Origin of the sequence: Xanthomonas sp. 10-10 (assembly GCF_040182365.1) — a bacterium.
Classification (GTDB): Bacteria; Pseudomonadota; Gammaproteobacteria; order Xanthomonadales; family Xanthomonadaceae; genus Xanthomonas; species Xanthomonas arboricola_F.
The window spans coordinates 4,409,012-4,422,749 of record NZ_CP144460.1; the positions used below are offsets into that span (position 1 = coordinate 4,409,012).

At 65.1% G+C, this 13,738-nt stretch carries 15 protein-coding genes; 7 read left to right on the top strand and 8 right to left on the bottom strand.

Translation table 11 applies throughout. The features are described 5' to 3' along the window. Positions 1 to 34: 34 nt before the first annotated feature. Positions 35 to 961: a LysR family transcriptional regulator gene (locus VZ068_RS18535; RefSeq protein WP_259156792.1), complete on the bottom strand. Its 927-nt coding sequence runs from the start codon at positions 959 to 961 to the stop codon at positions 35 to 37. Positions 962 to 1,085: 124 nt separating this feature from the next. On the opposite strand from VZ068_RS18535, the gene VZ068_RS18540 reads away from it, so the two are divergent. The 5 genes from VZ068_RS18540 to VZ068_RS18560 all read left to right on the top strand — a co-directional run bounded on the left by VZ068_RS18540 (position 1,086) and on the right by VZ068_RS18560 (position 7,045). Beyond that, positions 1,086 to 1,487, top strand: coding sequence for a Rid family hydrolase (locus VZ068_RS18540; RefSeq protein ID WP_349656112.1), 402 nt, complete (start codon positions 1,086 to 1,088; stop codon positions 1,485 to 1,487). A gap of 512 nt (positions 1,488 to 1,999) precedes the next feature. After that, positions 2,000 to 3,169 carry a hypothetical protein gene (locus tag VZ068_RS18545; RefSeq protein ID WP_259156794.1) on the top strand — a complete coding sequence of 390 codons (1,170 nt, stop codon included), beginning with the start codon at positions 2,000 to 2,002 and terminating at the stop codon, positions 3,167 to 3,169. A gap of 10 nt (positions 3,170 to 3,179) precedes the next feature. After that, complete coding sequence (locus VZ068_RS18550; RefSeq protein WP_259156795.1) at positions 3,180 to 3,608, top strand: phosphate ABC transporter substrate-binding protein; 429 nt, start codon at positions 3,180 to 3,182, stop codon at positions 3,606 to 3,608. Beyond that, complete coding sequence (locus VZ068_RS18555) at positions 3,605 to 5,737, top strand: methyl-accepting chemotaxis protein (protein ID WP_349656113.1); 2,133 nt, start codon at positions 3,605 to 3,607, stop codon at positions 5,735 to 5,737. Before VZ068_RS18550 ends, VZ068_RS18555 begins: the two co-directional genes overlap by 4 nt. Positions 5,738 to 6,307: 570 nt before the next feature. Beyond that, on the top strand, positions 6,308 to 7,045 hold the full coding sequence (locus VZ068_RS18560; protein ID WP_259156798.1) for a DNA/RNA non-specific endonuclease: 738 nt from the start codon (positions 6,308 to 6,310) through the stop codon (positions 7,043 to 7,045). Between the two features lie 210 nt (positions 7,046 to 7,255). On the opposite strand, the gene VZ068_RS18565 is transcribed toward VZ068_RS18560, so the two are convergent. From VZ068_RS18565 to VZ068_RS18575, 3 genes are all read right to left on the bottom strand, one after another. Beyond that, positions 7,256 to 7,591: a hypothetical protein gene (locus VZ068_RS18565; protein ID WP_259156799.1), complete on the bottom strand. Its 336-nt coding sequence runs from the start codon at positions 7,589 to 7,591 to the stop codon at positions 7,256 to 7,258. 49 nt (positions 7,592 to 7,640) lie between these two features. Next, a complete protein-coding gene (locus tag VZ068_RS18570; RefSeq protein ID WP_349656114.1) occupies positions 7,641 to 7,871 on the bottom strand; it encodes a DUF1653 domain-containing protein in 231 nt (76 codons plus the stop codon). Positions 7,872 to 8,161: 290 nt separating this feature from the next. Further along, the gene (locus tag VZ068_RS18575) at positions 8,162 to 8,326 is read right to left on the bottom strand and encodes a hypothetical protein (RefSeq protein ID WP_259156803.1); all 165 of its coding nucleotides are present in this window, start codon (positions 8,324 to 8,326) and stop codon (positions 8,162 to 8,164) included. Positions 8,327 to 8,634: 308 nt separating this feature from the next. On the opposite strand from VZ068_RS18575, the gene VZ068_RS18580 reads away from it, so the two are divergent. Further along, a complete protein-coding gene (locus VZ068_RS18580) occupies positions 8,635 to 8,859 on the top strand; it encodes a hypothetical protein (protein ID WP_349656115.1) in 225 nt (74 codons plus the stop codon). Positions 8,860 to 9,486: 627 nt separating this feature from the next. Here the strand turns inward: VZ068_RS18580 and VZ068_RS18585 are convergent. Beyond that, on the bottom strand, positions 9,487 to 11,286 hold the full coding sequence (locus tag VZ068_RS18585) for a chloride channel protein (RefSeq protein ID WP_349656116.1): 1,800 nt from the start codon (positions 11,284 to 11,286) through the stop codon (positions 9,487 to 9,489). Positions 11,287 to 11,524: 238 nt separating this feature from the next. Here VZ068_RS18585 and VZ068_RS18590 point away from each other — a divergent pair, with 238 nt between their 5' ends. Then, positions 11,525 to 12,073, top strand: a complete 549-nt coding sequence (locus VZ068_RS18590) for a hypothetical protein (RefSeq protein WP_349656117.1) — start codon at positions 11,525 to 11,527, stop codon at positions 12,071 to 12,073. Between the two features lie 30 nt (positions 12,074 to 12,103). Here the strand turns inward: VZ068_RS18590 and map are convergent, their stop codons facing one another. The 3 genes from map to VZ068_RS18605 all read right to left on the bottom strand — a co-directional run bounded on the left by map (position 12,104) and on the right by VZ068_RS18605 (position 13,679). Beyond that, on the bottom strand, positions 12,104 to 12,880 hold the full coding sequence (map, locus tag VZ068_RS18595; protein ID WP_349656118.1) for a type I methionyl aminopeptidase: 777 nt from the start codon (positions 12,878 to 12,880) through the stop codon (positions 12,104 to 12,106). Further along, the gene (locus tag VZ068_RS18600; protein ID WP_349656119.1) at positions 12,877 to 13,104 is read right to left on the bottom strand and encodes a ParD-like family protein; all 228 of its coding nucleotides are present in this window, start codon (positions 13,102 to 13,104) and stop codon (positions 12,877 to 12,879) included. Before VZ068_RS18600 ends, map begins: the two co-directional genes overlap by 4 nt. A gap of 254 nt (positions 13,105 to 13,358) precedes the next feature. Continuing rightward, positions 13,359 to 13,679 (bottom strand): helix-turn-helix domain-containing protein, encoded by a 321-nt coding sequence (locus VZ068_RS18605; RefSeq protein ID WP_349656120.1) that lies wholly within the window; start codon positions 13,677 to 13,679, stop codon positions 13,359 to 13,361. Positions 13,680 to 13,738 lie beyond the last annotated feature (59 nt).

The following is a 13,738-nucleotide window of genomic DNA, read 5'->3' on the forward strand; positions in this document are numbered from 1 at the left end:
TCGCAGCGCGCGCGCCGAACCCAGCGCGCGCCGGTCAACGCGGCGTCGGGCGCACCACATGCACATGCGCGGCCATCAGCTCGATCACCCAATCGATGAAGACGCGCAGTTTGGCGCTGACATGGCGATTGGGCGCAAACACGATCGACAAGGGTATCGGCTCCAGCTGCCAGTCTTCGAACACCGGTACCAGCTCGCCGCTGGCCACGTGCGCGGCGGCCATGTACACCGGCAGCCACAACACGCCCATGCCGGCCAGCCCCGCGGCAAGATAGGCATTGCCGTCGTCGGCGGCGACCACATGTCGGCCGTGCACGGTCACCGCGTCGGCGCCACGCCGCATCGCGTAGGGCACCGTGGTGGTGGTGCCCCAACGCATGAAACCGACGCAGCGGTGCCGGGTATTTTCCAGCTCCGACGGGTGCGAAGGCGTGCCGAGCCGTTGCAGGTAGCTCGGCGCCGCATACACACCGGTCTTCAGGTCGCCCACCCGGCGCGCGATCAACGCTTGGTCGGCGATGGTGCCGCCGCGCACCACGCAATCCACGTTTTCGCCGATCAGATCCACGCGCCGGTCGCTGACGCCCATATCCAGCTGGATATCCGGATACCGCGCATGAAACGCCGGCACCGCCGGCATCAGGATCAAGCGCGCAAACGGGCTGGGCACATCCACACGCAAGCGTCCGCGCGGCAACGACGCCGCAGCCGACAGGCTGGTTTCGGCATCGTCCATGTCCGCCAGCAGGCGCACCACGCGTTCGTAATAGGCAGCGCCGTCGGCGGTCACGTGCACCCGGCGGGTGGTGCGGTTGAGCAGCCTCACCCGCAGCCGCGCTTCGAGTTGCTGCACCAGTTGCGTCACGCTGGCGCGGCTCATCTGCAGCGTGTCGGCCGCCCTGGTGAAGCTGCCGGTCTCAACCACACGCGCAAATGCCTGCATCGCATCGAACCGGTCCATCGCCCCTCCTGCACCAAGATTGTTTGGATTCTACAAATAGTGTTGGTCGCGCCTGCGGATTTATCGCGCACGGCCGGGCGCTTAGGGTGGACGTCCGTTCTGTCGCACTTCGAAGGAGAGTCCCATGGCCACACGTGATGTCGTTTTCCCGCCGGCCCGCCATGCGCTGTACGAACGTCATCGTTATTCACCGGCGGTGCGTGCCGATGGCTTGATGTTTGTCGCCGGCCAGGTCGGCAGCCGCGACGACGGCTCGCCCGAGCCGGAACTGGACGCGGAGATCGCCCGAGCCTTCGCCAACCTCGATGCCGTCCTCAGCGCCGCTGGCTGCACCTCGCAGGACGTGGTCGATGTCACCTTGTTCATGGTCAACCCCGAAGTCGTGTTCGACGCTGCGTGGGAGCGGTGGGCCGGCTACTGGGGCCCGGCGCCCTACCCCGCCGTCACCGCCGTCGGCGTGACCTGGCTGGCCGGCTTCCGCTTCGAGATCAAGGTGGTGGTCAAACTGCCCGGCGCCGATCGGTGATCGCGCCATCGGGGGGCCCCGTGCGCGCCGGGTCCGCAGCCATCGCGCTCGATCGCCGGCCCCGGTAACGCTAGCGAAAACGTCTTAGTACCGTTGGTCGCTTCGCCGGACCGAATCGCCACGTCCGGCTTGCCTGGACGTGGCGATGTTGCTGGCTGCCTCCAGCCCCGTGACGCGGAGGCAGCGCTCTTGTACTGCATCGCAAGCGCAATTTGGTTGTTTTGCATGCGCTTATTGCAGCGTACGGTCATCGGCCAAACCATCGGACACGACTGTCCGATGCAATCCGGAAGTGATGCTGGCACGAGTCCGTGAACCGGCACGATAGCGCCCATCTATCGTTCATTTACATATTTTCCTGGCAACTTAACCGTTTCACCGGTTTGTAAAAATCTCGCTAAAGCGGGGACACAGGCGGCCGCTACCGGGGATCAGCGCAACGCGACGCGCATCACCGTTCTGCCCGCTGCGCCCTTGGCGCTGCGTCCATCCTCTTTTTAGTCGAGACCGCAATGAAATTGACCGTCAAACTGCTCAGTGGCGCCATCGCCCTGGCCTCGTCGACCTGCGCCTACGCGCAGGAGGATTCGATGTTCACCTTCAGCGGCTTCGGCACGCTGGGCGTGGTCCACTCGACCGAAGACCAAGCCGATTTCACCCCCGACATCCAGACCGTGGAAGGTGCAGGCGCAAGCCACTCCACCTCGGCGCGTCCGGATTCGCGCATCGCCGGCCAGGTCAATGCCAAGTTCACCGACGCCTTTACCGGCGTGTTGCAGGTGACCAGCGAATACGCCGAGCGCGCCGACTACGCGCCCAAGGTGACCCTGGCGCATGTGAAGTACCAGTTCGGCCCGCAGTTCTCTGCCCGCCTGGGCCGCATCACCGCACCGCTGTACATGCTCTCCGAGTACCAGCGCGTGGGTTATGCCACCCCGTGGGTGCGCCCGCCGTACGAGGTCTACAACTACCTGTTGCCGATGGACGGCATCGAAGGCGTGTACACCATCAATGCCGGCGAAAGCGTGGTCAGCGTGCAGGGTTTCTACGGCCGCATCGACTCCAAGAAAGCCGACGTCAATGCGATGCGCGGCCTGGCATTGGGTCTGGAATCGGGCGCATCGACGTTCCGCGCGGCCTACATCGTCGGCACCAGCACCTTCGATACCCCGTCGCTGGACCGCCTGTTCACCGCCTACCAGCGCATCAATCCGGCACTGGCCAATCGCCTGACCACCTATGACGTGGACGGCAGCTTCGCCAGCGTCGGCTACGCCTACGATCCGGGCAACTGGTTCCTGCGCACCGAGGTGATCCAGGCCGATTACTCGCCCTCGCTCAACGGCAAGACCACCTCCGGTTACCTCAGCGTCGGCGGCCGGTTCGGCACCCTGACCCCGTCGGTCACCTACGGCAGCGTCGATCGCAAGGGCCCGACCATCGCGCGCGGCCAGGACCCGGTCGGCATCATGACGCGTGCGCTGGCGCAGGCCGAAAGCGGCCGTCACAGCTTCACCGCATCGCTGCGTTGGGACGCGCGCGAGAGCGTGGCGGTCAAGTTGCAGGCCAGCCATATCGACAACAACGCCGGTTCGTTCGGGTCGTTGAACAACATCCAGCCGGGCTTCCGTCCGGGCGGCAGCTACAACCTGCTGTCGGCGTCCGTCGACTTCGTGTTCTAAGAGAGCCCCCATGAAACTTTCCAAATGTTCCGCAGCTTGCCTGCTTGCGCTGCTGTCGTCGCTTGCGTTCTCGGCCAATGCCGATGTGGTGGTGGTGATGTCTGCCAAGGGCGGGCCCGACAGCCTGAGCGCGGCGCAGGTGTCGCAGATCTTTCTGGCCAAGTCCAACAGCCTGCCCGGCGGCGGTGCAGCCGTGCCGATCGATCAGGAAGAAGGCGTTGCAGTGCGCGATGAGTTCTACAAGAAGGTCGCCTCGCGCGACTCGGCGCAGCTGAAGTCGTACTGGTCGCAGTTGATGTTCACCGGCAAGGCGCAGCGTCCGAAGCGTGTGAGCGGCGACGATGCAGTCAAGAAAGCCGTGACCGCCACGCCTGGCGCGATCGGTTACATCAGTGCCGCCGCCGTGGATGCCAGCGTCAAGGTCGTCCTGAAGCCGTGATCCGCCCCCTGCTCGAGAGCCACATCATGCGCCGCATTCTGTCGTTACCGTTGTTCTGGAAAATCCTGATGCCGGCAGCGGTGGCAATCATTTGCCTATCGGGCTATGTGGCTTTCAGCACGCTGGTGTTTCATCGCAACAACGATCGTCTGGAAGCGGTGCGCGACGTGCATTTTCCGATGCTCGACGCGATGACCCGTAATGTGGCCGCGCTGGACAAGCTAATCAATGGGCTCAACGGCGCGGCCGCCGCAGGCGATGCCGACATGTTGGCGGCCACCAAACCGGTGGCCGACGACATACACAATTCCTACGTGAAATTGCAGAAGGCCGACCCGGCCAATGCGAAGGAGCTGGCGCAGCTGGGCAAGCAGTTCGACGATTACTACCGCCTGGCCCATGGCGTGGCGGCAGCCTTCGTGGAGCAGCGCGAACCCGATGCGCAACAGATGAGCGCCATGGCACCGGCGCTGGAGACCTATCGCACCACGCTGACCGCGATGCAGAAGCGCGCCGACGCGCGTTTCCGCGGCACCGTGCAGGAAGCGGTGGACAGCTCGGTCGCCGCCAGCATCGGTGGCCTGGTGCTGGGCCTGGTCGGTGCGGTGGTGTGCATCGGGTTCGGCTGGATCGTGGCACGCGCCATCACCCAGCCGCTCAATCGCGCCGTGGGCATCGCACATGCGGTGTCGTCGGGCAAACTGGACAATGCCATCTCGATCGACCGCAACGACGAGGTCGGCCAGTTGCTGCAGGCAATGGACAGCATGCAGCGTCAGCTGCGTCGGGTGATCCAGGCGCAGACCGAGATGGGCGACAAGCACGAGGCCGGCATCGTCAGCCACCGCATCGCCGAGCAGGAGTTCCCGGGCGAGTTCGGCACCATGGTGCGTGCCAGCAACACGCTGGTGTCCAGCCATATCGCGGTGACCATGCAGATCGTGGCCTTGACCGAGCGCTACGCCGCCGGCGATCTGTCGCAGCAGCTGGCGCCCTTGCCGGGCGAAAAAGTGGTGATCAGCCAGTCGATCAACGATGTGCGCGCCAGCCTGTTGTCGGTCAATGGCGAGATCAAGCGCCTGGCCGCAGCCGCAGCGGCGGGCGACTTCAGCGCGCGTGGCGACGAAACCGCGTACGAGCACGACTTCCGCCAGATCGTGGTCGACCTCAATCAGCTGATGAGCACCGCCGACAAGAACCTGGGCGAGTTATCGCAGTTGCTGCGCGCCATTGCCGGCGGCGACCTGACCACACGCATGCACGGACACGCGGCAGGCGTGTTCGCCCGCATGCGCGAGGATGCCAACACCACGGTGGACCGTCTGACCGACATCGTCGGGCGCATCCAGTACTCGTCGGCGGAGATCGATACCGCTGCCGGCGAAATCGCCGCCGGCAATCAGGATCTGTCGCGGCGTACCGAGCAGCAGGCAGCCAATCTGGAAGAAACCGCTGCATCGATGGAAGAACTCACCTCCACCGTCAAGCAGAATGCCGAACACGCCCTGCAGGCCAATGCACTGGCGCGCAGCGCCGCCGATGTGGCGTCCAAGGGCGGCGAGGTGGTCAGCCAGGTGGTCGGCACCATGAGCGGCATCGAAGCCTCCTCCAGGAAGATCGCCGAGATCATCAGCGTCATCGACGGCATTGCGTTCCAGACCAATATCCTTGCATTGAATGCGGCGGTGGAAGCGGCGCGTGCCGGCGAGCAGGGCCGCGGATTCGCCGTGGTGGCCTCGGAGGTGCGCACGCTGGCGCAGCGCTCGTCCGGTGCGGCCAAGGAGATCAAGGAATTGATCGATGCCTCGGTGGGCAAGGTTGCCGAAGGCTCGGTGCTGGTGCACAAGGCCGGCACCACCATGACCGAGATCGTGGCCAGCGTGAACCGGGTCACCGACATCATGGGCCAGATCACCGCCGCCTCCACCGAGCAGTCGGCCGGCATCGAGCAGGTCAACCAGACGGTCATCCAGATGGACGAAACCACCCAGCAAAACGCCGCGTTGGTGGAAGAAGCCATGGCCGCAGCGCGTGCGATGGAAAAGCAGTCCAGCACCCTGACCCAGCTGGTGTCGCTGTTCCAGCTGGAGCCTGCAAGCGTGCAGCAGCTGGACAGAGACGTCGCATAGTCGAGCGATCGGCTCATCGCCAACCGCTTGCCCCCCTTCCGCACGGACTGCGGATGGGGGTTTTTTGTATCCGCTGTCGGCGAGCGTAGCGGACATCGAGCAGCGATGTGCGGGCGTGATGCGCGAGACTGGCATCGACGGCCATTCCCAAGCCGCTCCCGGTCGCAGGCCCACCGTGCAGGCGGATGCTGGCGTCCCCCCGACCACCAACGATGGTGATTTCCGGCAGCAGCGACTCCCACGCTGCCGATACCGCCGCGCACGCTCGCAACAGGCGTGAGCTGCAGCCGCATTCGCGCGCGCCAGGCATAACCTCGCGCTTATCGCGCAGTAGCTACACACAATGAATCTGCGAAACACACCACATTTTTATCGAAAAAAATGGTGCGACCGCACATTCCTCACGCATACGTCACCAACACGCAACATTTGCGTGCGATAGCTGTCGCGCTCGCTACACACCGAGCCAACTGTCCCCCTTCCAGCGCGCGTTCCGCTGAGCGTCGGTCTGCTTACCCGCAGCCGGCGGTGGCGTCGTGCGTCCGATTGATTTCCAGGAGATTCACTCCCATGCGCTTCCGGACCTTGTTTGTCGTTCTGCTTCTTGCCGCTGTCAGTGCCACTGCCAATGCCCAGGTCGTCACCCTCAACAAGGGCGGCTACACGCTGCGCTACGACTGCACCAACCACACCGCGCTGCGCTACGAGTACGTACTGCAGGCCGACACCGGATCGGCTGCGCGCCCCTCCAGCTTCAACCTGGACACCGAGCTGCCCAGCGGCTGCGGCGGCCAGACCTCCACCGCCTCGTATGCCAGCGTGCGCAGCGGCTACGACCGCGGCCACCTGGTGACCTCCAACCACATGGATTACAACGCGACCTATATCCGTCGCGCCAACCTGATGTCCAACATCGTGCCGCAGGTCTCCAGCTTCAACCAGGGCATCTGGGTGCGCGCAGAAAACGTGGCCGAGTGCTACCGCGATATCGCCAGCGTGCAGGTGTATGGCGGCGTGATCTACAGCGACACCAGCAACGACTATTTCCTGAGCAGCCACGGCATTCGTACGCCGGACTTCTTCTGGAAGACCATCATCACCGCCAACCCGGGCGGCGGCACCCGCGCCATCAGCTGGCTGATTCCCAACAGCGCCAACCTGGGTTCGCTGGACAGCTACATCGTCAGCATCGACGAGCTTGAAGACCTGTACGGCGCCAGCACCATCGGCATCACCGCACCGGCCGCCGTCAAGGCGATGCTGCCCGCCACCACCTGGCCGCAGCCGAGCAACTGCGACCTGGGCTGAGTCGCCTAGGCAGACAGCAACGGCCCAGCCCGGCAGCGTCGCGCTGGGCCGATGCAACTGGTCGCGGTCATCCGTCCGGGCGCTTGCATGCCCATGGGCTCTTGAGAAGCCCGCCACGCGGGATGTGCGCACTGCCTTGCGGCGCCGCATCGCGGCGGTTTCGCCGCATCTGGTGTTGATCGTTCGCTGCAGCATGCTGCTGCACGCACGCTAATGCGCAGCGTCCAGACCAGCAAACCAGTCGGCATATGGCGTGTTCTTGACCAGATGCCGATTGAGATCGTCGGCACCGTCGGTCCACCACACCGGGCCGCGTTCTCCCAACGCGATCTTTGCTGCATCGACCTTGGCGCGTGCGCTCGCCAGCTGCCGCGCATCGTCGAGGCGCTTGGCCGCCTTGACCGCACGGCGTGCATCCATCAGCTCGCCGACCAGGGCCAGGCGGACCTCTGCACTCAGATGCGGATTGGACGTGCGCCACAGCCGGCCACGTACGATGAGGTAGCGCCCATCGGGCGTGGTGAGCGGCGCGTTGGCGGTGCTCACGGCCGTCTTACCGGACAACTGAAAGCGGATGCGACACGGCACGCGCCGATCACGCCACAGGCGCGAAACGCGGCCGCATCACGCCATCCACGTCCACCTGTTCCATGAACATCGCCAAAGGCCGCACCCACAGGCCGATCTCGCTGTCCAGCGGCCGATACAACACCAGCGGCTCCAGGGTTTCGCTGTTGCGCACGACGCCCAGCACCTCGTAACGGCCGCCCTTGAAGTGGCGATACTCGCCCAGCGCAATGGTCGGTAATGGTGGCAGCGTATCCATGGCATTCAACGGTATTGGTGGCTGTGCAGTTTAGGATGGGCGCTGCCTGCGGACGAGCCGGGGGCACGCATGGATGTGCCGTATCTGCGCTCCCGCACCTTGTAGAACAACGCCGTGCCACTCGGAAGACGGCAGACGCAAGACAGACGGGCATGCCGACCAATCGCCGCGGCTGGATGATCGGCGCGATATCCCGCCACGGCAGCATGCCCCCAGCGCGGCGCGGCATTGCGCTTGCTCACGCATCGCGCTGCGCGTGCTCACGATGCCGTGCGGCTGGCCCGCCCGGGCTACTCGTCTTCGTCGATGTCGCCTTCGATGCTGTCGTCGTCATCGATCTCGCTGTCCTGCGCCGGGCCATCCTGCAGCAGGTCCTCGTTCTTGCCGGGGGCCTTGACCCCGTTGGGCGGGCGGGAGTCGTCGATCCGCTCGTTGCCGTTTTCCTGGGTGCGCATGCTCGTCTCCTGCGGCAGAAGGCCGCCTTGTCACCCTCCTCCCGGTGCCGTGATATGCATGTGTGGCTTGGCGCATGGCGGCGTGCAGCGTCATCACCGCACGGACACGCTGAAGCTGCGGTTGGTTGCGGATGTCTGGCGGGAGACACGGCCAAAGGAACCCCCGCCGGGTGGCGACGGCGACCGGCACATTTGGCGGCGACTTGCCAGGCTGGTCGTTAGGTAACTGAGTCAGCCTGCAGCATAGCGGCCTTGCATCCGAACGCTGTCTGCCGCCGTAAGTACGCCAAGCCCATCGAGAAACGCCTATGCCGAGCCTGCTCTGCGATCTGGAAGACCTGCTCGTCGCCTGGAAGGCGGAAGCGCACACCTTCGACGCCTGCAACATGCCGGCGTCCGCGCTTGCCGTGCGCGATTGCCACCGACGGCTCACCGCCCTGGTAGGCGCGCATGCGCTTGCACCAAGCGCATCAAGCACCGCCGCGACCGGCAACGAGAACGCCGGCTCGGGCGCTGCCGTTGAGAGCGGCTAGCAGAGCGCAGCGAACGGTCACCTGCGATGAGCGTCGTTTTTGTGTCAGCCGCATCTTGGTGGATACGGTCAGCCGTCCAGGTCAAACGCTGAGTGGGTCGAGGGCGCGGTGCCCTCACCGCTAGCGGGACACGCCGTGAACCCACCCCCAGGAGCGATTGCCGCACCGATGCCGCCATCGCTCCCGCAAGCGGCGAGGACAACACAACAGACAGTTTGCGGACTGTTTTTCGAAGCATGCACACCGACCATCTCGACTGGTCCTTGCCCGCCAACCGTCGCGGGACCTTACGCGGCATGGATGCCGCGTAAGAGCTTACAAGGACGTACTTGCAGCGTGTCCCGCGACGGTGGGCGGGCAAGGACCCTGCAGCCAAGCCACAGATCAAGCCGCAACTCAGCAGCCTGTAGCCCTATAGCCCTGCAACCAAGCCGCAGACCAGCCGCCCCGCAGTAGATCGGCATGAAGGAGTTTTGTCAGACGCTCATCGTCGCACACACGTCGTCGCACTTGTGTAACGGTGAAATCGCTGCTCGGCGTATGCCGCGCAGCCGGCGATACCGTGTATCGCTCCACGGTTGCGCGCACGCCGGCAACCTGTGGCATACCGCATCCGGATAGACGGCCTCAGTCGTCGCCGCTGGCCCGCTCGCCCATCAGTTCGCGCTCGCGCTTTTCCAGCTCTTCGGCGTAGCGCTTGCGCACGAACCCTTCGGACAACACGCCCAGTACCCGGCGGTCGGTATCGATCACCGCCAGCTCGTCGGCCTGCGTCGCATCGAACACCTTCATGATCGCCACGATGTCGGTGTCTGCCAGCAATGCCGCGTCGCGATGTCTGGCGTATTCGCTCACCGGCGCATCCGGCTGCACGTTGTCGGCATACAGCACTGCCAGCGGCACCACGCCGGCGTAGTGACCGGCCGCATCCTCCAGCACCACGCGCTGGGTCGACCCTAGCGGGAAACGGCGCCGGAACTCGCCCACGCTGATGTCCTGCGCGGTGTGGTTGGCATCCTTGCGCATCATCTTGCCGGCCGACAGATTGCGCACCCAGCCCACATCGCGTGCGCTGCGGATGTTTTCGCCACGCAGATGCAGCCGCCAGGTCGAGAACGAATAGCCGAACACCTGCCGCACCACGGTATTAGCCACCAACACTGCCACCATCACCGCGCTGGCCAGTACAAAGTCGTGCGTGCCCTCCAGGATCAGCATCGCCATGGTCATCGGTGCGCCCACGATCGCCGCCGCCAGTGCGGCCATACCCACCAGCGATGCACTGGTGGCATCCACCACCGCCGCACCCAGCAACAGGTTCACGCACACGGCGAACAGGCTGCCGACCAACGAGCCCATGAACAGGGACGCGAAGAACAGCCCGCCGCGGAAGCCGAAACCCAGCGAAATGCCCGAGGCAATGCACTTGAGCACCAACAGGGTGGCCAGCACCTGCACGGTGGTGCTGCTGGTCATATCCAGGTGCAGGGCGCCATGGCCGGACGACAGCACCTGCGGCGAATACATCGCCAACGGAATCAGCAGCAACCCGCCGATGACCGGGCGGCCCCATAGCGGCAGATTGATGCGCCCCACGCCGCGTTCGATGCCGGCCACCAGGCGCATCACGGCGATGCCGATCAACGCACACACCAGCCCCAGCGCGACGTAGATCGCGTAGTCGCGTGGCTGCAACTGGTAGGCCACCGCCGCCGGCAACGAGTACGGCGCTGCGCCAAGCGCGCTGGCCATGAACGCGCCGGCCAAGGCCGCAGCCGCCACCGGCGCCAACGCCGACGGCGTGTAGGCGCCGATCACGATCTCGAACGCGTAGAACGCACCCGCCAGCGGTGCACCGAAGGCGCTGGCGATGGCGCCCGCCGCACCGGCGCCGACCAGCGTGCGCATGTCCGCACGGCGCACCCGCAGGATGCGACCGAGCTGCGAGCCGGCACCGGACCCCATCTGCGTATACGTCGCCTCCAACCCGACCGATGCGCCGAAGCCGTTGGACAGCAAGGTCTGCACCGCAACGATCAGGTTGTCGCGCATCGACATGCGCCCGCCGTGCAACGCATTGGCTTCCACCGCGTCCACCAGGGGCCGCTTGCGCCGTCGCGCCATCAACGCCACCAGACCTACCAACAGCCCACCCAGCGGCAGCACCAGCAATTGCGTGGGAGTGATCGAGGTTGCCGTGCTGAGCCGCGCATCCGGCCCCAACCGGTACAGCCAGGCCTGCAACCCGTGCGCGATGCCGGCCTGCAACACCATCAATGCGGCGGCGACCAACCCGACCAGCGCAGCCAGACCGATAAACCACAGGTCGTTGGCACGCAACTGCCGACGCAACCAGTCGACGGGGCGACGCAGCTGCGCGGCAGTGGACGGCTGCGCAGGAAGGACATGGTGAGACAGTGGCTGCATGGCGCTAAGCGGGACTGGATCAGCACGCCGGAAGTGGCGACGTCGGCTGTGTAAGCTAGTGTGCATCAGCTCTGCTGACCTGATCCAATCCGCCAGCGACAGCGCCGCCGTCTGCGGCGTCCTGGATGCGTGACGGCCCTGCGCCGCACGCTGGATTGCTAGAGTCGGCGCTGGCAGCGCGTGGCGACGATCATGCCGACGCCCTGCAGCAGTGTTCGCCAGACAACAAGGAGCCTCGATGTTCAAGCTGCTGCTGGTCGTGATGGTGATCGAAGGCGTTCTGTCGATCAGCTGGAACCGCCTGTACTTCGGATGGGGACTGCCGGTGTTCCGGCGCCGGATTCCGGCAAGCCGTCAGGCGCTGGACTGTTTTTCACTGGCGCAGGTGGAACATGCGCTCGAGCAGTCGCGCTGGCCGGAGCTGAGATTCCATCCGTTATCCGAGCAGGTCTACGCGTTTCGCGAGACGTTTCTGGTCATCGTCGGCCCGGTGTACCCACCGATCATGCGCGGGCGCATCGCGGTCGACCGCAGACAGCGCGAAATCACGATCACCGGCGACTGCAGCTGGACCGTGGTGTATGCGGCGGTTGGAATCCTGGTTCCCGCAGCCATCGTCATGCCGGGCGTGACACTGATGTTCGTGGCCCTGCTCGGGGTGGCGTATCTGCTCCAACGCAGACGTTTCATCGATGTCGAAACCGCCGTACGGACGCTGCTGCAGAACAGCACCACTGCGCTCATCCCACGCGCACCCGACGCGTCCAGGCGCGCATCGCGGCAATGACAGCTGCCGCGCGCAGCGCCTTGCCGTGCATCACTCCACCGGGCACAGCGGCGTTTCGTCGGGCCGTAGCGTGAGCACACGCACGCCGCTGCGGGTCACCGCCACCGTGTGCTCGAACTGCGCCGACAACTTGCCATCGCGGGTGTATACCGGCCACTGATCAGGCTGCGAACGGATCGCCGCACGGCCCTGATTGATCATCGGTTCGATGGTGAACACCATGCCTTCCTGCAGCGCCAGGCCGGTGCCGGCATGGCCGTAGTGCAGGATCTGCGGATCTTCATGCATCTCACGGCCGATCCCGTGGCCGCAGTACTCCTTGACCACGCTGTAGCCGTGGTCGCGCGCATGCCGCGCAATCGCATGCCCGATATCGCCCAGCCGCGCACCCGGCCGTACTGCGGCAATGCCTTTCCACATTGCCTGATACGCGGTCTGCACCAGCCGTCGCGCCGGGTAGGTCACCTCGCCCACCAGATACGTCGTGCTGGAGTCGGCGATAAAGCCATTCTTTTCCAGCGTGATATCCAGATTGACGATCTGCCCGCTGCGCAACACATCGTCCGCCGACGGCACACCGTGGCAGACCACATCGTCGATCGAGGCATTGAGCACGAACTCGAACCCGTATTGCCCCTTGCTTGCAGGCCGTGCGGCGAGCTCATCGACAATCATGCGTTCGACAAAGGCATTGAGCTCCAGCGTGCTGCGCCCTTCCAGCGGCAGCCGATCCAGCGCATGGAACACCTGCGCAAGAAGCTGCCCGGAGACCGCCATCAATGCGATCTCATCCGGGTGCTTGATCATGCGCGCCCTGGTTTTGCGGTGTGCGGTTTCAAGGCTTGCGGCCTCACCCCCGCCGCTCGCAGTTCCTGCGCCACGAGGTCCTGGAACGAGCAGTCCGGATGCATCTCGCACAACATGCCCACCTTGATCCAGAAGTTGGCCTGCGCATTGATCGACCGGCTGGTGACGGTACAGGCGCGCCGCAGTTGATCGTGCAGGTCGTCATCGATATTGACGATGCCCATGGTGGCTCCTGGTGTGTTGCGGGATATACACATCGTATACGAACCGTATATTCGACAACAAGCGGCCGGTAGCACACGCAGGCGGTGCAGCTTGCTGGCGCCGCTCCGGCCACACACTGCCCGCTGGCAGATTGGTCGATGTGCGCACTGCTGGCTGTTTCAGGCTTGCAGCCATCGGTGCCTCAATCGTTGCAACCGCGCCAGCCATCGCCCGCACCTGCGCACGGCGCCCTGGCGCGACGCACAACGCCGACTCAGGACTTGGCGAGCGGGCAGCCAGCCGCAATCTCCCGCATGCTCATTGCAACGCCATCCTTGGGTTGCGTCACCGCGACGGTTTCCACTGGCACCGACTCGCCCCATTCGCGCAAGGCATCGAAGACGCCGCGCAGCCCTTCACCCAATGGCGTGAGTTCATAGACCACGCGCGGCGGCGTCTGCGCATACGCGGTGCGCACCACCAGACCGGAAGCCTCAAACTGCCGCAGGCGGCTGGTCAACGTATGGGCGCTGATGCCCTGCAATGCCTGCCGAAGTTCGCTGAACCGGCGCGGCCCCGCAAGCAGCTCGCGCACGATCAGCGACGCCCATGGCCCCTCCAGCAGCTGGAAAAAACGCGCGACACCACAACACG

Excerpts from the sequence above, each read along its gene's own strand:
- VZ068_RS18570 (WP_349656114.1), bottom strand. The coding sequence starts at position 7,871 with ATGGATACGCTGCCACCATTACCGACCATTGCGCTGGGCGAGTATCGC.
- VZ068_RS18540 (WP_349656112.1), top strand. The coding sequence starts at position 1,086 with ATGGCCACACGTGATGTCGTTTTCCCGCCGGCCCGCCATGCGCTGTAC.
- VZ068_RS18590 (WP_349656117.1), top strand. The coding sequence starts at position 11,525 with ATGTTCAAGCTGCTGCTGGTCGTGATGGTGATCGAAGGCGTTCTGTCG.
- VZ068_RS18580 (WP_349656115.1), top strand. The coding sequence starts at position 8,635 with ATGCCGAGCCTGCTCTGCGATCTGGAAGACCTGCTCGTCGCCTGGAAG.
- map (WP_349656118.1), bottom strand. The coding sequence starts at position 12,880 with ATGATCAAGCACCCGGATGAGATCGCATTGATGGCGGTCTCCGGGCAG.
- VZ068_RS18575 (WP_259156803.1), bottom strand. The coding sequence starts at position 8,326 with ATGCGCACCCAGGAAAACGGCAACGAGCGGATCGACGACTCCCGCCCG.
- VZ068_RS18585 (WP_349656116.1), bottom strand. The coding sequence starts at position 11,286 with ATGCAGCCACTGTCTCACCATGTCCTTCCTGCGCAGCCGTCCACTGCC.
- VZ068_RS18550 (WP_259156795.1), top strand. The coding sequence starts at position 3,180 with ATGAAACTTTCCAAATGTTCCGCAGCTTGCCTGCTTGCGCTGCTGTCG.
- VZ068_RS18560 (WP_259156798.1), top strand. The coding sequence starts at position 6,308 with ATGCGCTTCCGGACCTTGTTTGTCGTTCTGCTTCTTGCCGCTGTCAGT.
- VZ068_RS18535 (WP_259156792.1), bottom strand. The coding sequence starts at position 961 with ATGGACCGGTTCGATGCGATGCAGGCATTTGCGCGTGTGGTTGAGACC.
- VZ068_RS18600 (WP_349656119.1), bottom strand. The coding sequence starts at position 13,104 with ATGGGCATCGTCAATATCGATGACGACCTGCACGATCAACTGCGGCGC.
- VZ068_RS18545 (WP_259156794.1), top strand. The coding sequence starts at position 2,000 with ATGAAATTGACCGTCAAACTGCTCAGTGGCGCCATCGCCCTGGCCTCG.